This is a genomic window from Roseomonas sp. CAU 1739 (genome assembly GCF_039839775.1).
Taxonomy (GTDB): Bacteria; Pseudomonadota; Alphaproteobacteria; order Acetobacterales; family Acetobacteraceae; genus Neoroseomonas.
In genome coordinates, this window is sequence record NZ_JBDOQQ010000004.1 from 135,847 (window position 1) to 157,107 (window position 21,261).

21 protein-coding genes are annotated in these 21,261 nt (G+C 70.3%); 13 read left to right on the top strand and 8 right to left on the bottom strand.

Going from position 1 to position 21,261, the window contains the following annotated elements:
* Nucleotides 1-133: 133 nt before the first annotated feature.
* Nucleotides 134-1,099: an arginase family protein gene (locus tag AAFN86_RS09145; RefSeq protein WP_347542992.1), complete on the bottom strand. Its 966-nt coding sequence runs from the start codon at nucleotides 1,097-1,099 to the stop codon at nucleotides 134-136.
* On the opposite strand from AAFN86_RS09145, the gene AAFN86_RS09150 reads away from it, so the two are divergent.
* The 5 genes from AAFN86_RS09150 (at nucleotide 1,098) to AAFN86_RS09170 (ending at nucleotide 6,360) form a co-directional block, all read left to right on the top strand.
* Nucleotides 1,098-2,276 (top strand): pyridoxal phosphate-dependent aminotransferase, encoded by a 1,179-nt coding sequence (locus tag AAFN86_RS09150; RefSeq protein ID WP_347542993.1) that lies wholly within the window; start codon nucleotides 1,098-1,100, stop codon nucleotides 2,274-2,276. The two genes, AAFN86_RS09145 and AAFN86_RS09150, sit on opposite strands and share 2 nt — an antisense overlap.
* Nucleotides 2,277-2,332: 56 nt before the next feature.
* Entirely contained in the window at nucleotides 2,333-2,527 is a 195-nt protein-coding gene (locus AAFN86_RS09155) for a hypothetical protein (RefSeq protein WP_347542994.1), read from the top strand.
* Nucleotides 2,524-3,909, top strand: a complete 1,386-nt coding sequence (locus AAFN86_RS09160; protein WP_347542995.1) for an amidase — start codon at nucleotides 2,524-2,526, stop codon at nucleotides 3,907-3,909. The genes AAFN86_RS09155 and AAFN86_RS09160 overlap by 4 nt, the downstream gene beginning before the upstream one ends.
* A gap of 11 nt (nucleotides 3,910-3,920) precedes the next feature.
* Complete coding sequence (locus AAFN86_RS09165; RefSeq protein WP_408906593.1) at nucleotides 3,921-4,904, top strand: zinc-dependent alcohol dehydrogenase family protein; 984 nt, start codon at nucleotides 3,921-3,923, stop codon at nucleotides 4,902-4,904.
* A gap of 76 nt (nucleotides 4,905-4,980) precedes the next feature.
* On the top strand, nucleotides 4,981-6,360 hold the full coding sequence (locus AAFN86_RS09170; RefSeq protein WP_347542996.1) for a GDSL-type esterase/lipase family protein: 1,380 nt from the start codon (nucleotides 4,981-4,983) through the stop codon (nucleotides 6,358-6,360).
* A gap of 12 nt (nucleotides 6,361-6,372) precedes the next feature.
* Here the strand turns inward: AAFN86_RS09170 and AAFN86_RS09175 are convergent, their stop codons facing one another.
* From AAFN86_RS09175 to AAFN86_RS09195, 5 genes are all read right to left on the bottom strand, one after another.
* Nucleotides 6,373-6,804 carry an EVE domain-containing protein gene (locus AAFN86_RS09175; protein ID WP_347542997.1) on the bottom strand — a complete coding sequence of 144 codons (432 nt, stop codon included), beginning with the start codon at nucleotides 6,802-6,804 and terminating at the stop codon, nucleotides 6,373-6,375.
* On the bottom strand, nucleotides 6,804-7,163 hold the full coding sequence (locus AAFN86_RS09180) for a VOC family protein (protein WP_347542998.1): 360 nt from the start codon (nucleotides 7,161-7,163) through the stop codon (nucleotides 6,804-6,806). Before AAFN86_RS09180 ends, AAFN86_RS09175 begins: the two co-directional genes overlap by 1 nt.
* 66 nt (nucleotides 7,164-7,229) lie before the next feature.
* Nucleotides 7,230-7,919 (bottom strand): YafY family protein, encoded by a 690-nt coding sequence (locus tag AAFN86_RS09185; RefSeq protein ID WP_347542999.1) that lies wholly within the window; start codon nucleotides 7,917-7,919, stop codon nucleotides 7,230-7,232.
* 7 nt (nucleotides 7,920-7,926) lie between these two features.
* A complete protein-coding gene (locus AAFN86_RS09190) occupies nucleotides 7,927-8,724 on the bottom strand; it encodes an RMD1 family protein (protein ID WP_347543000.1) in 798 nt (265 codons plus the stop codon).
* 2 nt (nucleotides 8,725-8,726) lie between these two features.
* Nucleotides 8,727-10,112: an aminotransferase class III-fold pyridoxal phosphate-dependent enzyme gene (locus AAFN86_RS09195; protein ID WP_347543001.1), complete on the bottom strand. Its 1,386-nt coding sequence runs from the start codon at nucleotides 10,110-10,112 to the stop codon at nucleotides 8,727-8,729.
* 154 nt (nucleotides 10,113-10,266) lie between these two features.
* On the opposite strand from AAFN86_RS09195, the gene AAFN86_RS09200 reads away from it, so the two are divergent.
* Nucleotides 10,267-12,675 (top strand): recombinase, encoded by a 2,409-nt coding sequence (locus tag AAFN86_RS09200; RefSeq protein ID WP_347543002.1) that lies wholly within the window; start codon nucleotides 10,267-10,269, stop codon nucleotides 12,673-12,675.
* Between the two features lie 94 nt (nucleotides 12,676-12,769).
* Here the strand turns inward: AAFN86_RS09200 and AAFN86_RS09205 are convergent, their stop codons facing one another.
* The gene (locus tag AAFN86_RS09205; protein ID WP_347543003.1) at nucleotides 12,770-13,561 is read right to left on the bottom strand and encodes a sterol desaturase family protein; all 792 of its coding nucleotides are present in this window, start codon (nucleotides 13,559-13,561) and stop codon (nucleotides 12,770-12,772) included.
* An 80-nt stretch (nucleotides 13,562-13,641) separates the two neighbouring features.
* Here AAFN86_RS09205 and AAFN86_RS09210 point away from each other — a divergent pair, with 80 nt between their 5' ends.
* Nucleotides 13,642-14,238: a HupE/UreJ family protein gene (locus AAFN86_RS09210; protein WP_347543004.1), complete on the top strand. Its 597-nt coding sequence runs from the start codon at nucleotides 13,642-13,644 to the stop codon at nucleotides 14,236-14,238.
* A 202-nt stretch (nucleotides 14,239-14,440) separates the two neighbouring features.
* Complete coding sequence (locus tag AAFN86_RS09215) at nucleotides 14,441-15,109, top strand: hypothetical protein (RefSeq protein ID WP_347543005.1); 669 nt, start codon at nucleotides 14,441-14,443, stop codon at nucleotides 15,107-15,109.
* A gap of 19 nt (nucleotides 15,110-15,128) precedes the next feature.
* Here the strand turns inward: AAFN86_RS09215 and AAFN86_RS09220 are convergent, their stop codons facing one another.
* Nucleotides 15,129-16,334, bottom strand: a complete 1,206-nt coding sequence (locus AAFN86_RS09220) for an MFS transporter (RefSeq protein WP_347543006.1) — start codon at nucleotides 16,332-16,334, stop codon at nucleotides 15,129-15,131.
* A 97-nt stretch (nucleotides 16,335-16,431) separates the two neighbouring features.
* Here AAFN86_RS09220 and AAFN86_RS09225 point away from each other — a divergent pair, with 97 nt between their 5' ends.
* From AAFN86_RS09225 to AAFN86_RS09245, 5 genes are all read left to right on the top strand, one after another.
* Nucleotides 16,432-16,890, top strand: coding sequence for a MaoC family dehydratase (locus tag AAFN86_RS09225; RefSeq protein WP_347543007.1), 459 nt, complete (start codon nucleotides 16,432-16,434; stop codon nucleotides 16,888-16,890).
* 17 nt (nucleotides 16,891-16,907) lie between these two features.
* Nucleotides 16,908-17,618, top strand: coding sequence for a metal-dependent hydrolase (locus AAFN86_RS09230; protein WP_347543008.1), 711 nt, complete (start codon nucleotides 16,908-16,910; stop codon nucleotides 17,616-17,618).
* Nucleotides 17,615-18,406 (top strand): enoyl-CoA hydratase/isomerase family protein, encoded by a 792-nt coding sequence (locus AAFN86_RS09235; protein ID WP_347543009.1) that lies wholly within the window; start codon nucleotides 17,615-17,617, stop codon nucleotides 18,404-18,406. Before AAFN86_RS09230 ends, AAFN86_RS09235 begins: the two co-directional genes overlap by 4 nt.
* 73 nt (nucleotides 18,407-18,479) lie before the next feature.
* A complete protein-coding gene (locus AAFN86_RS09240; RefSeq protein ID WP_347543010.1) occupies nucleotides 18,480-19,499 on the top strand; it encodes a tripartite tricarboxylate transporter substrate-binding protein in 1,020 nt (339 codons plus the stop codon).
* A gap of 12 nt (nucleotides 19,500-19,511) precedes the next feature.
* A complete protein-coding gene (locus tag AAFN86_RS09245) occupies nucleotides 19,512-21,212 on the top strand; it encodes a gamma-glutamyltransferase (RefSeq protein WP_347543011.1) in 1,701 nt (566 codons plus the stop codon).
* The last annotated feature ends 49 nt before the right edge of the window (nucleotides 21,213-21,261 follow it).

The following is a 21,261-nucleotide window of genomic DNA, read 5'->3' on the forward strand; positions in this document are numbered from 1 at the left end:
CGGAAACTCTCCGGCCGAGACGCATTGTTGCGTCGGCCGGCGCTTCAGGCTTTCCGAAATTGCGGTGGGCGCGGCTCCGGTGATGCACACGCCATCGGACGGACGCCTGGCGCCAAGCCGGGGCAGCGAGCGATCAGCCCTTCCCGGCCATCAGGCAGAGGTATTCCCAGCCCATCGTGGCGGCGGCAAGCGCGGTGATCTCCGCCACGTCATGGGCAGGCGCGACCTCGACCACATCCGCGCCGCGGAAATCGATGCCGCCGAGGCGCCGCAGGATCCCCTGCGCCTGCCAAGTGGCGAGGCCGCCGATCTCGGGCGTGCCCGTTCCCGGCGCGAAGGCGGGGTCGAGCCCGTCGATGTCGAAGGACAGATAGGCTGGGCCGCCGCCCACCACCGCGCGGATCTGCGCCGCAATGGCGGCCGGGGTGCTTTCATGGACGTCCTGCGCGGGGACGATGGTCACCCCCTGGCCGCGCGTCCATTCGTACATGTCGGGCCAGGCGGGGGCGCGGATGCCGACCTGGATCATCCGCTTCGGCGCGACCAGCCCTTCGCTGATGGCGTGCCAGAATACCGACCCATGGGCGAAGCGCTGGCCGAAATTATCCTCGGAAGTGTCGAGATGCGCGTCGATATGCACGAGGCCTACCGGCTGCCCGATCCGCTTCACCAGCGCGCGCAGTAGCGCCAGCGTCACGCCGTGCTCGCCACCGAAGGCGAGCAGGTGGTTCAGCCCGGCGGCCTGTTCCTCGATGCGGGCCAGGCTGCCCGGGATGTCGCCCAGCGCGATCTCGAACTCGCCGAGGTCGGACAGGTCGAGCGTGGTGGGGTCGGCGCCGCTGTCGGGGTGGCGGCCATCGGTCAGCATGCGCGCGGCGGCGCGGATGGCGCGCGGGCCGTCGCGCGACCCGGCACGGTTAGTGGTGCCGATATCCATCGGCACCCCGGCGACGCAGAACGCCGCCCCCCTGTCGTGCAGGCGGGCGCCGAGGAAGGCGTGGGGGGCGGCAAAGGTGATGGGCGTGACCATGACGGAGGTTAAGCCCGCCCCGCGCCGCCCTGTCCAGGACCGCCCTTCCTCGGCTACCACCGCGGCCATGACGCCCTTCCCGACCGGCCCGCGCGCCGCCCTCGACGCCATCCCAGGCTCCCTGATCCGCGAGGTTTCGGAGGCCGGGCGCGGCGTCCCCGGGCTGATTCGCCTGTTCTTCGGCGAACCCGACACGGTCACGCCCGCCTTCATCCGCGACGCAGCCAAGGCTGCCCTCGATGCCGGGGAGACCTTCTATGCGCCGAACCCCGGCATCGCGCCGCTGCGCGAGGCGATCGCCCGCTACCTGACGCGCAACGGTAGGCCGGTGGCGGCCGAGCGCGTCGCGGTGACCGCCTCGGGCGTCAATGCGCTGATGCTGGTGGCGCAGGCGTTGCTCGACCCGGGCGACGAGGTGGTCATCCCGATGCCGGCCTGGCCGAACATGGATGGCATTGCGCGGGTGATGGGCGCGCGCGTCACGCCGCTGCCGCTGCGCATCGCCAATGGCGTCTGGCGGGTGGACCTGGATCAATTGCTCGCCACCGTGACGCCCCGCACGCGGCTGATCTTCCTCAACAGCCCCGGCAATCCGACCGGCTGGACGCTGACCGCCGAGGAACAGCGTGTCATCCTCGACCATTGCCGCAGGACCGGCACCTGGATCCTGTCGGACGATGTCTATGAGAGGCTGTATTTCGCAGGCGACGCCGCGCCTTCCTTCCTGTCCATCGCATCACCCGAGGATCGCGTCGTCTCGGTCAATTCCTTCTCCAAATCCTGGTCGATGACGGGCTGGCGGCTGGGATGGATCGTCGCTCCGCCAGCGCTGATGGACGCATTGGCGAAGCTCAACGAATTCAACATGTCCTCGGCGCCGACCTTCGTGCAGCACGCAGGCGTGGTCGCACTCGATCAGGGCGACGCATTCATTGCGGAGACGCGCGCGCGCTACCGCGCCTGCCGCGATCTCGCGCTCGGCATCCTCAGCGCAGTTCCGGGCGTGGCCGCGCCGCGGCCGGACGGCGCGATGTATCTGTTCCTGCGCGTCGAAGGCTGTACCGACAGCGTCGGGCTGGCGAAATCGCTGATTGCCGAGGCGGGCGTGGGCCTTGCCCCGGGCGCGGCATTTGGCGACGGCGGCGAAGGCCATCTGCGCCTTTGTTTTGCGCAGAGCGATGATCGACTGCGCGCGGCCTGCGCGCGCGTCGCGCAGGTGCTGTCGGATCGCGCAGCGCGGGGTTGACCCGCGCGCCGTGGCGCGCAGCATGCGTGCCCGACCGCAGCACAGGATGCGACGCCATGCCCGACCCGATGGACAAGCCCCAGTTCGACGCGCTGATGGCGCGCCACGGCATTCCGCTGACCGAGGCCGAGAGCGAAGGCATCCGCGCCGTCACCGGCCACATGCTGGACTTCGCCGCCCGTGTGCGCACGCCGCGCGACAATTTCGCCGAAATGGCGCTGACCTTCGCCCCGAAGGCCGCCGCCCGATGATCCCGACCATCGCCGCGGCGGCGAAGCAGATCGCCGCGAAGCAGATTTCGCCGGTGGAGTTCATGAAGGACCGCCTGGCCAAGGCGGAGGCGGTGAACCCCCAGATCCACGCCTTCATCCGCTTCACGCCCGAGATCGCGCTGGCCCAGGCGAAGGCCGCCGAGGCGCGGCAGATGGCCGGCACACTGAAGGGCCCGCTCGACGGCATCCCGATTGGCCACAAGGACATCTACGAGACGGCCGGCGTGCCGACTACGGGCCATTCCCGCGTGCTGATCGACCATGTGCCGACCGCCGATGCCGCCGCGGTCACCGCCTGGGCCGAGCGCGGCGCGGTGATGCTCGGCAAGCTCGCCACCCACGAATTCGCCTGGGGCGGGCCGAGTTTCGACCTGCCCTGGCCACCTGCGCGCAACCCCTGGAACACCGACCACTTCACTGGCGGATCATCGTCTGGCACCGGGGCGGCACTGGCCGCGGGCGTGATCCTCGGCGGCACCGGGTCCGACACCGGCGGGTCGATCCGTATGCCGGCGTCGCTGTGCGGCACGGCGGGGATCAAGCCGACCTACGGGCTGTGCTCGCGGCGTGGCGTGCTGCCGCTGTCGCATTCGCTCGACACGGTCGGCCCGCTTGCCTGGACCACCGAGGACTGCGCCATCATGCTCGATGCGCTGACGGGGCATGACCCAAGCGACCCGTCCTCGGCGAACCGGCCGAAGCCTGACCTGCTGTCGGGGCTGAATGGCGGCGTGAAGGGCCTGCGCATCGGCGTCATTCGCCATTTCCACGAAACCGATTGCCCCGTCAGCCCGGGCATGGCTGCCGGTATCGCCGATGTCGTGAAGACGCTGGAAGGGCTTGGCGCCAGCGTCGAGGAAGTGACGCTGCCGTCGCTGGCCGATTTCAATGCGGCAGGCTGGATGATCCTCGCGGCCGACGCCTTCGTCGTGCATGAGCCTTGGCTGCGCACGAAGTTCCGCGACTACGGCGAATTCCTGCGCGAACGCCTGGCGCTGGCCGGCACCATCTCGGCGGCGGACTACCTGCAGGCGCAGCGGCGCCGGCGCGAATTGTGCGACGCGGTCGCGAAGGTCATGGAAGGCTGCGACCTGCTGCTGACAGCCGGCGCGCCGGGCGAGGCGCGGCTGATCACCGAGATGGGCAAATGGGCGTCCTTCCAGTCGCCCAACTTCACCATCCCCTTCAACCTGACCGGCCAGCCGGCGCTGACCGTCTGCGCCGGTTTCGGCGCCGCGGGCCTGCCGGTGGGCGTTCAGCTGGTCGGCCGGCCCTTCGAGGATGCGACGGTGCTGCGTGCCGGCCATGCCTACGAACAGGCCACGACTTGGCGGGCGAAGCGGCCCGCCATGGCCGCATAGGGCGCGGCGCGATGCGCGCCATGGCCCTGGATGCGGCCTCGCGTTCCGTGCGGCTGGAAAGCCGCGCGGTGCCGAGCCCCGGTCCGGGCCAGGTGCTGATCCGTGTCGCCGCCTGCGCCGTCTGCCGCACCGATCTGCATGTTGTGGATGGGGACCTGCCGGATGCCCGGCCCGGCGTCATCCCGGGTCATGAGATCGTCGGCCCTGTCGTCGCGCGCGGAGAAGGCGCCGGGCGTTTTCCGATGGGTACCCGGGTCGGCGTGCCCTGGCTCGGCTTCGCTTGCGGGACCTGTCGCTTCTGCCTGCGCGGGCAGGAGAACCTCTGCGACGCGGCGCGCTACACCGGCTACCAGATCGATGGCGGCTACGCCGAATTCACCGTCGCCGACGAACGCTTCTGCTTCGCCATCCCGGATGCCTATTCGGACATCGAGGCTGCGCCCCTGCTCTGCGCCGGGCTGATCGGCCATCGCGCGCTGCGTATGGCTGGCGATGCGCGGCGGCTCGGTCTCTACGGCTTCGGCGCGGCGGCGCATCTCGTCGCGCAGGTGGCGATCCACGAAGGGCGCGAGGTGTTTGCCTTCACCCGCGCGGGTGACAGTGCCTCACAGGAATTTGCACGCTCGCTCGGCTGCGTCTGGGCCGGGTCGTCGGAACTGCAGGCACCGGTGCCGCTCGATGCAGCGATCCTCTTTGCCCCGGTCGGCGCGCTGGTGCCGGCGGCGCTGCGCGCGGTGGACAAGGGCGGGGTCGTGATCTGCGCCGGCATCCACATGTCGGACATCCCGGCCTTTCCCTATGCCATCCTGTGGCAGGAACGGGTGATCCGATCGGTCGCCAACCTCACGCGGTGCGATGGGGAGGAATTCCTTGCCTTGGCCCCGCGCATCCCGGTGCGCTGCGCGGCCGAGGCGCTGCCGCTCGACCAGGCGCCGGCAGCGCTGGCGCGGCTGCGGGCAGGACAAGTGGAAGGAGCGCTGGTGCTGGTGCCCTGAGGCTTGCAGGCCCTGGCGCCTCGGTACACGCTTTCCCCCACCGGCGACGCAGAGCGCCGGATTGGAGGAAGCGACGATGACAGGTGTTGGCCGGCGCCCGCTGCTGGGGGCGCCCTTTGCGCTCGCCTTGGTCTCCTCACCCGCCCTGGCGCAGGACCGCCGCCGCGGCCCCCCGCGCGACGGCGCCTGGACGGGCGCCTGGGCGGCCTCGGCGCATGGTCCCTATCCCTCGGGCAACCCCTCGGCGCAGCCCGACCAGTCCTTCGCGTTCCCGACCCCAGCGGAGGGCGCGCGCGACCAGACCATGCGCATGATGGTCCGCCCCGATATCTGGGGTCCGGCAATGCGCTTGCGCTTCTCCAATGCCTTCGGCACGCGGCCCCTGGTGATCCAGGGCGTGCATGCCGGATTGCAGGGCGTCGGCGGCAATGTCGCGCGCGGCACCAACCGGCCGGTGACCTTCGGTGGCGGGCGTAGCGTCACCATCGCCCCCGGCGCTACCGCCTGGAGCGACGCGATGGAACTGCCCTTCATGCACGGTCCGGGCAATCCGCTGCTGGAGGGTCGGCGCCTGGCCATCAGCTTCCATGTGCCGGGCCCAACCGGCCCGATGACCTGGCACGCCAAGTCGCTGACCACGAGCTACGTCACGGCGCCCGGTGCCGGCGACCATGCGGTGGAAGACAGCGACGCTGCCTTCCCCTACACCACGGCGTCCTGGTTCTTCGTCGACATGGTGGACATGCGCGCGCCGACCGGCACGCCCGTCATCGTCACCTTCGGCGATTCCATCACCGATGGAACCAACTCCACCATGAACGGAGACGACCGCTGGCCCGACACCTTGTCGCGCCGGCTGCGCGCACGCTTCGGGCCGCGCGTCTCGGTGGTCAATGCCGGCATCGGCGGCAACCGCGTTGCCGGCCCACCCGACTACACGCCGGCGAATCCCATCCCCGGCGGCCCCTCCGCCCTGTCGCGGCTAGATCGCGACGTTCTGCAGGTCTCCGGCGTGCGGACGGTGATCTGGATGGAGGGGATCAACGACCTCGGTTCCGCCGAGGCCACTGCCGATCAGGTGATCACAGGCCTGCGCGAGGGCATCCGCCGCCTGCGCGAGCGCAACATCCGCGTCATCGGTGCGACGCTAACCACCGCGCTCGGCTACAATGGTGGTCACGGCACGCCACAGGTCGATGAACGCCGGCGCGCCATCAACGCCTGGATCCGCGCCCCCGGCAATTTCGACGCGGTGGCCGATTTCGACGCGGTGACGATCGACCAGGCGACCGGGCAGCTGAAGCCTGCCTTCATCCCCAACAGCACGGTCGGCGGGGCGGGCGACCGGCTCCACCCCAACCGCGCTGGCTTGATGGCGATGGCCGATTCGGTGCCGATCGACGCCCTCGGCATCGCGGAACCCGTCGCGCCGCCACCCCGGCCTCATCGTCGGTAGAACGAGGGCGCGTCACGCCGCCCATGGTGGCGCTCGCATCGCTTCGGCGATCAGGCGGACATCCTCCGGCTCGATCGCCAGCAGGCCGAAGCGAAGCGGTGCGCCCCAGTGGACGCGGCCGGCCGTGAATCGCAAGTCACCCAACAGCGGCGCGATGGGGGCGTGCATCGTGCCCGACCGCCACGCCACGTCCCGGCGCCACGGCACGAAGCCGTCGCCCATGTCGAAGCGATACGGATCACCATCCGTCACGGTGCCGATGGCGGTGAAGGCGCGCAACGGCACCGGCACGCCGCGCACCGCCGCGGGCGAATAGATGACAACGCCGTCGCCGGGCCGCATGCGGCGCAGCGGTGCCGCCTTGCCATGGCAGGCCTGCACGAAGCCGCCCGCCTGCCCACGCGCCGCATGATCGGCCGCGGCGACGACGATCCAGCCGCGCATCACGTCGCTGCCGGCGTGAAGGCGCGCAGCCGGTGCCCGTCGGGGTCCAGCGCCACGCAGCAGCGGCCGAAATCCATTTCGGTTGGCGGCAGCGCGATGACGAAGCCGCGCCGCAGCCACTCGGCATGGGTCGCATCCACATCCGCCACCGCAAAGGCCAATTCGCTGCCGCCGACCGGCCCGGGCCCGGGCTCCACGCCGTCGCGCGCCCACAGGCCGATGCCCATCCCACCCGCGCGGGGGAACATCGCGAATCCAGGTGACGCCTCCGCCGGCGCTGCGCCGAGCAGCGCCTCATAGAAGGCCGCGCTGCGCGCGACGTCGTTGACATACAGGATGACGAGGGCCGGATCGGCCATGGCGGGTTCTCCCTTGCAGATGCCGGGAGGATGCCGTGTGCCTGTGTCAGTTTCCGTCAGCAGCCGTCACGGCATCTCGTCGAGATCCGACTGCGCTCGCCACGTCGCGAGCAACACGCGCCGCCGCTGCGGCATCCGCTGCGGCAGGGTCGTCGCCGCGGCGATGCGGTCCAGGCGGAAATGGCGGAAATCCCGGCGCAACTCGCACCAGGCGGCGAGCACCTCGGCGGCGGCGAAGAAACCGATGGCGATTGGCCACACGACGCGCTCGGTGCCCGCCCCGGCGCCATCGACATAGCGTAGCCGCAGCTTGTGCTCGCTGCGCATCGCCGCGCGGATCGGACCCAGCAGCGGTGATGCGCCGCTGCCGCGCGCGGGCCCCGCGAGCAGGGGGCTTGCCGCCGCCGCTTCCTCGACCGCCGGCGGCAGGATCGCCGCGATCTTCGCCATCGCCTCCTCGGCCGCCTCGGTCAGCCCCGCATCGCCGCGTTCCGCGACCAGCCGCAGGCCGAGCATCACCGCATCGGCCTCCTCCTCGGTCAGCATCAGCGGTGGCAGGAAGAAGCCCTGGCGCAACCGGTAGCCGAGGCCGGCCGTGCCCTCGATCGGCGCGCCCTCGGCGACCAGCGTGGCGATATCGCGATAGATGGTGCGGAGCGAGACCGAGAGTTCTTCGGCCAGTGCCGCCGCCGCGACGGCGCGGCGCCGCCGCCGCAGGGCCTGCATCAGCGCCAGCAGCCGTGCCGCGCGGATCATCGCCGGATCACAGCCCCAGCAGCGGGATCAACACATAGTGCCAGACGCTGAACACCACCTCGATCCCCACCAGCACGACGACGGCGATCTCCAGCCCCATGGCGCGCCGGCCCTGGATCAGCGACAGCACGCCTTCGGTGGTATCGGAAATCAGCGTCAGCTTGCGGTCGAGCGCGGCGCTGCGTTCCTTCAGCTCATACTCATCGGCAAGGCGCGCATGCAGGCGCTCAAGCGAGGGATGGTCCCACAGCAGTTCCGGCTTGTCCTCGGCCTCGACGCGCGCCGTCGTACGGCTGCGCGCCGCCAGCGCATGGCCGATCTGCCGGTGCAGTGCACGCGACGATGCCGCCAGCCGCCCTTCCGTGCGAAGCGTCGTCACGATGGGTTCCAGCCGGTCCAGCGCCTCGGCCAACAGCAATTCCTGATGGGCGAGGGCGGCGCTTTTCGCCAGCGCATCCGCCACCACCGCGAGGCGCGCGACGGACAGGTCGCGCAGCCGGATCACGCCATCCGGGTCGACGCCATCCTGTTCCGCGCCATCGGCGATCTGCGCGACCTCCTCGATCGGCTTGGCCAGCGCATTGGTCAGGCGCGGCTTCAGCATCTCCACGACTGCCGCTTCCTGGGCGGGGTTGGCGCCGATGAAGACGACTGCGCCCCAGCGGAAGGCGAAGGCGGTGAACCCCTCGGGCGTGGCGAGCGGCACGGGGTCGAAGGTCGGCGCGCCCTCGCGCGGCAGGCCACGGTGATCGAGGCGCTCGCCGAGCAGCAGGGCGCGGGCGCGGAGGTGCGGCGCAGCCGTCATGATCACGCAATCTCGCCTTCCGCCCGCAGATCGGCGAGCGCGGCACGGAAGGCGCCGACGGTCGCTTCCAGTTCCGCCGGCCCATGCGCCGCCGAGACCGGCCCGCCCGGCCAGGGCGAGAAATCCACCCCATGGGTGCGCAGCGCCAGCAGCAGCTTCGTCACCGTCTGCAGCCCGCGCGGCACCTTGAGGTCGGCATAGCCCATCGCCAGCGGGTCGAAGCGCGCCGGCGTGATCGGCAGCCGGTTCCAGTTGGTGAAGATGTGGATGCCGGTATGGCTGCCATAGACCGCCCAGGGCACCGCCATGTCCACCAGCGCCTGGTTCATCGCCGCGCGCAGGTCGGCGGCATAGGTGTGCGCACGGGCGATGGCATCGGTGTCGCGCAGGATTTCCAGCGTCGCGATCCCCGCCGCGGCCGAGACAGGGTTGGCGTTGTAGGTGCCCTGGTGCGGGATCTTCTCGACGCCGCGTGCGGCGGCGCGTTCCGGGTCCAGCAGTTCCAGCAGATCCCGCCGCCCCACCACCGCCCCGCCCGGCAGCCCGCCGGCGACGATTTTTGCCAGCGTCGTCAGGTCCGGGGTGATGCCCAGCACCTCCTGCGCGCCACCGCGCGCAACGCGGAAGCCGGTCACGACTTCATCGAACACCAACACGATGCCGTGCTTCGCCGTCTCGGAGCGCAGGGCATGCACGAAGTCCTCGCGCAGCGGCACCTGGCCATAGGTGGACCCGGTCGGCTCCAGGATGGCTGCAGCGATCTCGCTGCCATGCGCCGCCATCACGGCGGCAAGCCCCGCCTCATCATTCGGGTCCGCCAGCACGACATTGCCGGCGAGGTTTTCGAGGATGCCCGGCGTCGGCGTGCCGTCGAAATGGCTGGTCACGCCGAAGGCCATGTGGTCGTGCCAGCCGTGGAAATGCCCGCGCAGCCGCAGCAGCTTCGACCGGCCCGTGGCGGCGCGCGCGACGCGCAGCGCCATCAGCGTCGCCTCGGTGCCGGAATTGGTGAAGCGGATCATCTCCGCACCCGGCATCATCGACTTGATCAGCGCCGCCCAGCGGTTCTCGAGCAGGTGGTTGGCGCCGTAATGCGTGCCATTGGCGAGTTGCTCGGCCACCGCCGCCATCACCTGCGGATGCGCGTGGCCGAGGATCAGCGCGCCATGCCCGCCGGCATAGTCGACATACTCATTGCCATCGACATCCCATTTCCGTGCGCCTGCGGCACGCGCGACGGCAATGGGGTGCGGGCGGACGTAGCGCGTGTCGTGTGTGACGCCGCCGGGGAAATGGGTGCGCGCCTCGGCATAGGCCGCCGCGCTGCCGGGCGTCTGCGCGGCGAAGGCCGCGATGATCGGCGAATTGGTCGGTGGAACGGCGTTCATGGCGGCCTCGGACGGGTCTGGGCGATGCGCCAGCCTGCGCGGCGGACTGTCCCGTGTCCATGCTCCACAATTCCGAGATGTGGTGTGAAATCGGGTCGACCAACGCTATATTGGGTGTGCCGCCGGTTCCCCCCGCCCGGTGGCGGAGAAGATAATGGACGGCTTCGCTCCCGCCCCCACGGCCGATGCCGGCCCCCCCGGCGTGGCTTTCGGCGACACTCCGCTGCCCGCCCGCGGTTTCGACCCGGGCATGGGCCTGGCCGTCGCCCGGCGCACCATCCTGCGCGCTGACGACGCCGAGGATTTCGGCCGTGTCGCCGATCGCGTCGCGGCCGGCAGCCTGGCGCTGCTCGGCCGCCCGCCGAACGCTGTGGACCGGCTGGAACAGGCGCGGCTCCGCAACGCCATCGCCACCGGCGCGCTGGTCACCTCGGGCCGGCATCTGCAGCACGGCGATGCCGGCCAGGCCCGACGCAACATGGAGGTCTTCACCAACTGCGCGACCGCCGGCGCGTCCTTCACCAAATTCTACCTACTGCTGAATGGGGCGGGCGTCGGCCGCGCCTATGATGATGATCTCTGCCCGGTCGATTGGGCGCAGGCGCCGTCGCTGCTGCTGTACCTGTCGCCCGCCCATCCCGACTGGCCGAAGGACCGTGCCGCGCTGCACCGCTTCGGTGTGGAATTCGGCCTGCTGCGCTGGGGCATCGGCCTCGATGCCTTTGGCGACAGCGAGGAAGCCGATGTGCGCAACGTGCTCGCACGTGAACTGGTGCACGACCTGGCGCGCGTGCCCACGGATGCGCTTCGCCACACCATCGCCGACACGCGCGAAGGCTGGGCCAAGGCCGTCGAGATCCTGGAGGGCATGGCCTTCCGCCGGGAACGCGGCCGCACGCTGCTGCTCGACCTGACGCAGGTGCGCCCGCTGGGCGCGCCGATCCGCGGCATGCAGGGCCGTCCGGCCTCCGGTCCGCTCTCCCTGCTGCGCGCCTTCATCAATCTGCGGCGGGAGGTGATCGAGGCCGCCCGCGACCGCGACCCCGATGGCGAGGCGCTGCGCCCCTGGGAACAGGCGCTGCGCGCCGACCACATCCTGTCCACCGAGGTCCAGGTCGGCGGCGCTCGCCGTGCCGCGCGCATGGCGACCAAGTCCTGGCGCGACCCCGGGGCACTTCGCTTCGTCCGCCTGAAGGCGGAGGGCGGGCTGTGGACCGCGAACCATTCGCTGATGGTTGATGCCGAATTCTGGGCGCGGCTGGACCGCATGGATGACGAACCCCTGACGCGCCACGCCCGCGCGCTGTTCGACGCCGCCACCGCCTGCGCCTATGTCAATGGCGAGCCCGGCTTCATCAACGGCGACCGGCTGGAGGATGCGCGCACCGGCTTCGCCCGCGCCAAGCCCGCCACCGCCGAAGCCGGTTCCGCCCGCTACCGTGTCGATGCCGGCGCGGCGCTGCTCGAGGACGTCGCCCGCCGCGCCGCGACCACGCATTTCCCGGTCACCACCAACCCCTGCGGCGAGGTGGTCCTCCACGTCACCGGCGGCTATTGCGTGATCGCGGATTTCGCACCCTTGCTCGCCTGCCCCGTGCCGCTCGAGACCCTGACCCCCGGCGCGGCGTCCGGCGACATCGCCCGCGCCTGGGATGCGCGGGTCGAGGATGCGGTGCGCCTCGGCGTGCGGTTCCTGATCCGGGTGAATCGGATGGATTCGCTCTACGCGGCCGAGGTCGCTCGCACGAACCGCATCGGCATCGGTCCCACCGGGCTGCACGAATGGGCCTGGGCGCGCTTCGGCCTGGCCTTCCGTGACCTGCTGGATGAAACCCGCGCACGGCCTTTCTGGGACGCGCTTGCGCATCTCTCGGCCGCCGCGAAGGATGAAGCCTCTCGCTATGCTGCCCATCTCGGCATGGCGGCGCCGGTGACGGTCACCACCATCAAGCCCGCCGGCACCACCAGCAAGCTGTTCGGATTGACCGAGGGCGCCCATCTGCCGGCGCGGCGACAGTATCTCCGCTGGGTGCAGTTCCGCGGCGGACCGGACGGGCAGGGCGGTTTCCTGCCGGACGGCGATCCGTTGATCGCGGCCTACGCCGCCCGCGGCTATCCCATCCGCGCCCTGGAGACCTTCCCCGGCGTCACCGTGGTCGGCTTCCCGACCATGCCGCTGATCCAGCGCCTGGGCATCGGCGAACGCCTCGTGATCGCCCCCGAGGCCACGCCGGAGGAACAGTATCACTGGCTCATGCTGCTCGAACGCCACTGGATCGGTGCGGAGCGTGGCAACCAGGTATCCTACACGCTGAAGATCGCCACCGACCGCGTCGGGCCAGACGCCTTCCGCGCGCTGCTGCGCGCGCACCAGCCGTATCTGCGCTGCTGCGCTGTGCTGCCTTCCCGGCCCGATCGCGACCTTGGCTACGAATACCTGCCGGAGGAGGAAGTGTCGGAAGACGACTTCCGCGGCATCGTCGCCGGCATCCGCGATCCGGGGCTGGCCGAGGCGGTCGATCTCGCCAGGCTGCAATGCGAGGCGGGGGTCTGTCCCATCTGAGGGCGGAACCGAGGAAGGCGCCGCCTTCCCCGGACCCCATCCGCCAGGCCGCAGGGGCGGCCTGGACCGCCGGTTTTTGGCGCGGGTGTCGCGGTCAGGCGCCATCCTTCAGGGGCTGCAGCAGCAGGCGATCGATGCGCTGTTCAGTATCGGCACGATACCCCGGAACACCGATGACCATGCCCAGCTGGCCCTGCGACGGCTCGGCCACATAGGTGCGGAACAGCCGATCCCAGCAGGACAGGCAGAAGCCGTAGTCGCTGTCCATCTCGCCACGGATCTCGGAATGATGGACGCGGTGCATGTCGGGCGTCACCAGCACCCGGCGCAGCACCCGGTCCAGCCAGCCAGGGATCGCGACATTGGCGTGATTGAACAGGGCGGTCGCATTCAGCAGCACCTCGAAGACCAGCACCGCCGCCGCGGGTGCGCCAAGCGCCACCACCGCCACCGCCTTGATGGCCAGCGACAGCAGGATCTCCACCGGATGGAAGCGCAGGCCGGAGGAGGCATCGAGCTCCGGATCCGCATGATGCACGCGATGCAACCGCCACAGCACCGGGACCGCATGAAAGACCCGGTGCTGCAGATAGACCAGCAGGTCGAGCAGCACGACCGACACCACTCCCGCCAGCCAGGCCGGCACGCCCAGGGCCGGGAACAGGCCGATCCCCGAGGCCTCCGCCCAAACCGCCACGCCGACCGCCCCGGCCGGTGCCACCAGCCGCAGCAACACCGAGGACACCGCCACCAACCCGAGATTGGACGGCCATCGCCGCCAGGCCAGCCGTTGCGGCCGCCGCGGAAATGCGTGTTCCAGCACCGCCATGGCCACCAGTACGGCGGCAAAGACGGCCAGGCGGATGACGGGTTCGTGTGCGAGCATCGTCGCTGAACATGGCGCGTCGCGGCCGCTCTTGCAGGGGCGCGCCGCTGCGGCGACGATGCACCTTCAAGGAGACGACGATGAAGCGCCTCGCTGCCCTGATCGCCCTGCTGCCGCTGCCGGCCTTGGCCCATCACGCGATGGGCGGGATGATGCCCGTGACATGGGGGCAGGCCTTCGCCTCCGGCGTCGGCCATCCCGTGATCGGGGTCGATCACCTGGCCTTCCTGCTGGCGACGGGCGTGCTGGCGGCGGCGCTGCCGGCGGGCATCGGCCTGACGGCCATCCTCGCCTTCGTGCTCGGCGGCTTTGCCGGCAGCCTGATCCATATCGCCGGCTTCGGGCTCGGCCCGGTCGAGGTGATGGTGTCGGTGACGGTCCTCGCCGTCGGGGTTGCGCTGCTGTGGAACCGCATCCCGGCCCGTCTGCTGCCGGTCGCCTTCGGCATTGCCGGCCTGTTCCACGGCCATGCCTTCGCCGAAGCCATTATCGGGGCGGAACAGGGGCCGCTGGCGGCCTATCTGGCGGCCTTGGCGCTGACGCAGGCGGCCATCGGGCTGGGCGCCATGATGTTGGCACGTCACTTCGGCGCACGCCTGCCGCGGCTGCGCGAGGCGACCGGCGTCTGTGCAGCGGTGGCCGGCGGGTTGTTCCTGGCCGCGTCCCTGGTGGCCTAGATCAGGTTCCGCCCGCGCGGAATTAGCCAGGCGGTTGAGCGCGCTCGTTTAGGCAAGGCGCTCGACCGGCTTCGGTAAGCACGGACGCATGCAGGTCGCCTTGGCTGCCATCTCTCTGGACCGCGAGTTGCCGCTGGGCCTTGCGTGATCCCATGATGCGCCAACGCGCCCGGTCGACGCGGCGCGGACAGGGAGACGCCGCATGAATCGAACCATGGCCTTGTCTGTTGTCTGCGCCGCGATGGCTGCGTTGAGCCCCGCCGCGCAGGCGCAGGCACCGCAGCCCGGGCAGATGACCTTCTTCGTCACCAGTGTCGGCAGCGGTCGCGGTGGCGATCTCGGCGGGCTGGCCGGGGCGGACGCGCATTGCCAGGCCCTGGCGCTCGCCACCGGCGTCGGGCCGCGCAATTGGCGCGCCTACCTCAGCACCAGCGCCACCGGCAGCACGCCGGCGGTCAATGCGCGCGACCGCATCGGCCGTGGGCCCTGGCAGAATACGCAGGGCGTGGTGATCGCCCGCAGCGTCGAGGACCTGCACAGCGACAGCAACAACCTGACCAAACAGACCGCGCTGAACGAGCGTGGCGCGGTGGTTAATGGCGGTGGCGACACGCCGAACACGCATGACATGCTCACCGGATCCCAGGCCGACGGCACGGCGTTCTCGGGCAGCGAGGACAGAACCTGCCGCAACTGGACCTATGGCGGGGCGGACGGGTCGGCGATGCTCGGCCATCACGACCGCCGCGGGTTGCAGGACGATGCGCCGTCGCGGTCTTGGAACACCTCCCATCCCTCGCGCGGGTGCACGGTGGAGGGGCTGCGCAGCACGGGCGGTGGCGGGCTGTTCTACTGTTTCGCGGTGGACTGACCGGCGTGCCGCGCGGTCATCAGGCCGCGCGGCCCAGCCACCGCAGCACCGCGAAACCCGCCAGGGTGGTCAGCGCGACCTGACCGAAGGCCAGGCCCCAGGCCAGGGCACCATCTCCGCCCGCGAGGTCCAGCACCACGCCTGTCAGCAAGGGCCCGACGAACCCACCCGCATAGCCCGCCATGGAATGCAGCCCCATCGTTGCACCGCGCAGCGCGGGATCCGCCGCCTGCACCGTGCCGGCGGTCAGGGCTGAACTGTCGAGGTAGATCGCCGCATTCCAGGCAAAGACGAAGGCCACCGCGACCAGCGGCGCCGCGCCCGCGCTGAATCCCGTCACCACCGACAGCGCCGCGCCGCCGAGCATGGCTACGGTGACGATGCGCGCGCGGCCGAAACGCTCCGAGGCTTCGTTTCCAAACAGCGACACCACGATGCCGATGACCCCGGCGATGGTGAACAGCACGGTCGGCCCCGGCAACCAGGATGGCGGCGCCGTCACAGCAAAGGATGCGACGAGAAAGGCAACGCCCCAGGCGCGCAGCACCGCCATTTCCAGCGTGTGCACGCAATATCCCGCGATCCAGGCGAGCGCGCGCCGGTTGCGCAGCACGGGACGGAAGTCGAGCAGCCGCCCGCCGCCTGCCCGCGGTGGCGGCGCCGTGTCCGGCAGGATGACCAGCGCGATGGCGAAGGCGCCCGCGGCCATGATGCCGCCGGCAAAGAAAGCCGCATCCGGCCCCGCCAGTGCGGCAACCGCACCCGCCATGGCGAAGGACAGCGCGCCGGCGAAGCCCACACCCGCCGCATGCCACGACACCGCGCGCGTCTGCGCGCTGCCGGTCAGCGGATCGGCGATCGCCTTCAGCCCGGGCATGTAGGCCCCCGCCCAGCCGATCCCGGCAAGCGCCCGGAAGGCCAGCCCCGACCAGAAATCATCCGCCAGCAGCCCGAAGCCGAGATGCGCCAGCGCCGTCGCCCCGGTGCCCACCAGGTAGATGCGCCGCGCGGGCACCCGGTCGGTCAGCGCCAGCAGCAGCGGCACGGCGGGCACATAGGCGGCAAAGAAGATGCCGATCAGCCAGCCCGCCTCGGTGCCAGACAGCGACCAGCGATCGATATACACCGGCAGCAGCGCGGGCAGGGTGAAGGCGCCGATCTGTGTCAGCACCTGGGCCGTGACCATGGCGGCGATGAATCGCGGGGTACCGGGCAGCAGGGGCATGCCGGCAGGCTAGGCGGTGGCCGCATGGCCGGGAAGCGGGGTTGATCGCGACGCGCCCCCGCACGACACTCCGCGCCCGTAAGGTAAGGAGGAACGCATGCGCGTGGTGGAAACGCCGGACGCCCTGAAGGCGCTGATCGGCCAGGAACTCGGTGTCGGCGAGTGGCTGGAAGTGACGCAGGAAATGATCGACCGCTTCGCCGAGGTCACCGGCGACCACCAGTGGATCCATGTCGATGTGGAGCGCGCCAAGACACAGATGCCCGGCGGCAAGACCATCGCCCATGGCTACCTGCTGCTGTCGCTGCTGCCGAAGCTCGGCGGCGGGGTCTACAAGGTGTCCTGGCCGTCGCGCACGCTGAACTACGGGTCGGACAAGGTGCGCATCATCAATCCGGTGCAGGCGGGGGCGAAGGTGCGGCTGCGCCAGGCGCTGGTCGGCGTGGAGGATGGCGCCAACGGCACCCACCGCATCGTGGTGCGCCAGACTATGGAGATCGAGGGCCAGACGAAGCCTGCCCTGATCGCCGACACCATCCGCATGACCTTCCCCTGATCGACGGAGCAGCACGGATGAAGATCACCTGGTTCGGCCATTCTGCCTTCCGGCTGGAATTCGGCACCTCGGTCGTGATGATCGACCCCTTCCTGTCGGGCAACCCCGCCTTCGGCGGCGATGCGGAAGCCGCCAGCGCCGGTGCCACGCATGTGCTGCTGACGCATGGCCATGGCGACCACATCGGCGACACGGTGGCGATCTGCAAGCGCACCGGGGCGAAGCTGGTCACCAACTACGATCTCGGCGTTTATCTCGCGCGCCAGGGGATCGAGAAATTCGACCCGATGAACACCGGGGGCACGACTGACCAGGGTGATTTCAGCGTGTCGCTGACCATCGCCTTCCATTCCGCCTCGGAGATGGACGAGAACGGCGTGTCGCACTGCCTCGGCTCGCCGAACGGCATCGTGGTGACGCCGAAGGACAAGGCGCAGCCGACCGTCTACCACATGGGCGATACCGAGATCTTTGCCGACATGGCGCTGATCGACGAGTTGTACAAACCCGCCATCGCCATGGTGCCCTGCGGTGACCGCTTCACCATGGGCCCGCGCAGCGCCGCCCTTGCGGTCAAGCGCTTCCTGCCATCCGTGCGCACCGCCATCCCCTGCCACTACGCGACCTTCGGCCTGCTGCTGCCCGATGCCTCGGGCTTCGTGGCGGAGATGAACGGCGCCAATGCCAAGGTGGTCGTGCCCGAGAAGGGCGTGGCCTTCGCCGCATGAGCACCCTGCCAGGATTGGAGGACCTGACGGTCTTCCGCATCGAGGTCGCCGACGGTGTCGCGACGATCTTCATGGACCGCGCGCCGGTCAATGCGCAGAACGGCGTGTTCCGTGACGAGGTCACGCGCATCTTCGACGTGCTGCACGAAACCGACGAGGTGCGCGCCATCGTGCTGACCGGCGCGGGCAAGACCTTCTCGGCCGGGGCGGACCTGAAGGACCGGCCCAATGTGGCAACGCGCGGCGCCTATCCGCGCCACAGCCGCGCCGTGCGCGCGGGCTTCGACTGCGTGATGGAATGTTCGAAGCCGGTGATCGCGGCGGTGAACGGGGCGGCGATCGGTGCGGGCTGCGTGCTTGCGCTGGTCTGCGACATCATCCTGGTCGCCGACGACGCCTTCATGTCGATGACCGAGGTCGATGTGGGCCTCGCCGGCGGCGTGAAGCATGTGCTGCGGCATTTCGGCCAGTCGGATGCGCGCATGTTCCTGCTGACGGCGCGGCGCCTGTCGGGGACGGAACTGTACCGCATGAACGTCGCCTCCGGCTGTTACCCCAAGGCCGACCTGCTGCCGGCGGCGCAGGACATGGCAAGGCAGATCGCCGGCAAGGTGCCGCTGGCGGTGGAGGCGGCAAAGCGCGCCTTCACGCTGAACGAATACATGCCGCTGCGCGAAGGCTACGTCTACGAGCAGACCCAGACCGCGCTGCTGGCCAAGACCGAGGACACCAAGGAGGCGCTGGCCGCCTTCGCGGAGAAGCGCAAGCCGGTGTTCAAGGGTCGCTGACCGGCGCCAGATAGGGGCTTGCTGCATTTGCGAAGCGGCGCAAACTCGCGCCGTCCAGCATCGAGGTCAGCCCATGTCGGAACCCGGTCCACGCACGCGCCAGCCCCGGCATGCCGGCACGTCACGGCGGGGCTGGCTCGGATTGGCAGCGGGGCTGGCCTTGGCGCCGCGCCTTGCCGGGGCGCAGACCGCGCCCTGGCCGAACCGCCCCGTGCGCATGATCATCCCCGCCGCGCCGGGCTCCGGCATGGACATCGTGGGCCGCGCCGTGTCGCGCCAGCTCCAGGATGCCTGGGGTGTGGCGGTGGTGGTCGAGAACCGCGTTGGCGCCGGCGGGACCATCGGTACCGACGTGCTGGCGAAGGCACCGCGCGATGGCTACACGATGGGCGTGGTGAATTCCTCCTCGCTGGCCATCTCGCCGGCGATGATGCCGAACATTCCCTATGATTCGCTGACGTCATTCGCACCGCTCGGGCTCGGTGCGTCGAATGACTGCGCGCTCGGCGTGCGGGCGGATTCACGCTTCCACAGCGTTGCGGATGTGGTGGCGGCGGCGAAGGCGGCGCCGTCGACGCTGACCTGGGCCTCGGCCGGCAGCGGATCCTCCACCCATATGGCGGGCGAATTGTTCCGCCTGACCGCGGGCGTCGAGATCGTGCATGTTCCCTACCGTGGCAGTCCGCCGGCGGTGACCGACCTGCTCGGCGGCCAGGTGGACATGACCTTCAACACCATCAATGCGCTCGTGGCGGGCATCCGCGACGGCCGCATCCGCGCGCTCGCCACCACCGGGCCGACGCGCGATCCGCTGCTGCCGGATGTGCCGACCTTCGCCGAGATCGGCTACCCCGCCTATGAGGCGAGCGGCTGGATCGGCTTCGCCATGCCCGCCGGCACGCCACCCGACATCGTCGCCGCGGCCAGCGAGGCGATCCGCCAGGCAACGGGTTCCGCACCGTTCCAGGAGATCATGATGACGGCCGGGATGCGTCCGCGCAGCCTGAGCGGGGCTGATTTCGCCGCCTTCCTGCCGGTGGAGATCCGCCGCTGGACCGATGTCGTGCAGCGTTCCGGCGCCAGGCCGGATTGAAGGGAGACCGCCATGCTCACGCGCCCCACCATCACCGGCACGCGCCATGCCGTCTCCGCCGGGCATTACCTGGCGGCGGCGGCAGCCTTCTCCGTGCTGGAGAGCGGCGGCAATGCGGTGGATGCAGCCTGCACTGCCGGCATCGCGCTCGGCGTGCTGCATCCGGACATCGTCAGCTTCGCCGGCGTCGCGCCGATCATGATCCGCATGAAGGATGGACCGGTTGAGACCATCGCGGGCCTTGGCGGATGGCCGGCTTCTATCCCGCCCGACCTGTTCCGCGAGAAGCACGGCGGGAAGATGCCGCCGGGCGTGCTGCGGTCCGTGGTGCCGGCGGCACCCGATGCCTGGATCACCGCGCTGCGCCGCCACGGCACGATGAGCTTCGCCGACGTCGCGACACCGGCCATGCGCTTCGCCGCCGAGGGGTTCGCCGTCTATGCGGTGCTGGCCAACAACCTCGACAAGCGCGCGGCCGACTATGCGCGCTGGGCCTACAATGCCGAGATCTTCCAGCCTGGCGGCACGCCGCCCAAGGTGGGCGAGAAATTCGTCCAGGCCGACCTTGCGCGATCGATCGGCTACATGATCGACCAGGAGAAGGCGGCCGCGAAGCATGGCCGGGAGGCCGGGTTGCAGGCCGCGCACGATGCCTTCTACCGCGGCGACCTGGCGCGCGAGATCACCGCCTTCCAGGCGCGCGAGGGCGGCTTCCTGTCCATGGCGGATTTGGCCAATTACCGATCGCCGCTGGAACCCGTGCTGTCGGTGGATTGGCGCGGCCACACGCTGCATGGCTGCGGGCCATGGTGCCAGGGGCCGGTGCTGCTGGAGGCGCTGCTGATCGCCGAGCGCATCGGCCTCGATGGCCTGGCGCATAACAGCCCGGAGTATCTGCATGTGATTGCGGAGGCGCTGAAGGGTGCCTTCGCCGACCGCGAATACCATGTCGGCGATCCGCGCTTCGTCGATGTGCCGATCGAGACGATGCTGTCGCCGGCGCATGTCGGGCACCGCGCCGCCGCCATCGACCGCGCCCACGCCCATCCCGGCATGCCCGAACGGCTGATTGGCGCCGGACGGGATGTGGCGCATGAGGTCTCGCAGGAGATCGAGCCGCCGGTCGAGGCCGGCACCTCCTACATCTGCGTGGTGGATCAATGGGGCAATGCGGTGTCGGCCACGCCATCGGACGGGTCCTGGACCGGACCGCTGGTGCCGGGGACGGGGCTGATGGTCTCGGGACGTGGGTCGCAGAACCGCACCGATCCGGCGCATCCCGCCGGCTATGCGCCGGGCAAGCGGCCGCGGCTGACGCCGGCGCCGGCGATGGTGGCGCTGCGCGATGGCGGTATCATGCCCTTCGGCACACCGGGCAATGATGTGCAGCCGCAGGCGATGCTGCAGGTGCTGTTGAACCTGCTGCATTTCGGCATGGAACCGCAGGCGGCGATCGAGGCGCCACGCGTGGCCACCTATGCCTTCCCGTCTTCCTCCGCGCCGCATGACTACTTCCCCGGGCGCCTGGCGCTGGAAGGCCGCATCGCCGCGCCGGTGCGCGAGGCGTTGGCCGCGCGTGGCCACGTCATCGCCGACTGGCCCGACTGGACCGCGCTCGCCGGGTGCGTCGAACTGATCCGCACCAACCCGGCGACTGGCCTCATCGAAGCCGGCGCCGATCCGCGCCGGCCGGCCTACGCCATAGCCATCTGACGACGGCACGGCGCCTTCGCCGCGACGCGGCACGAAAGTTAAGGGTCGC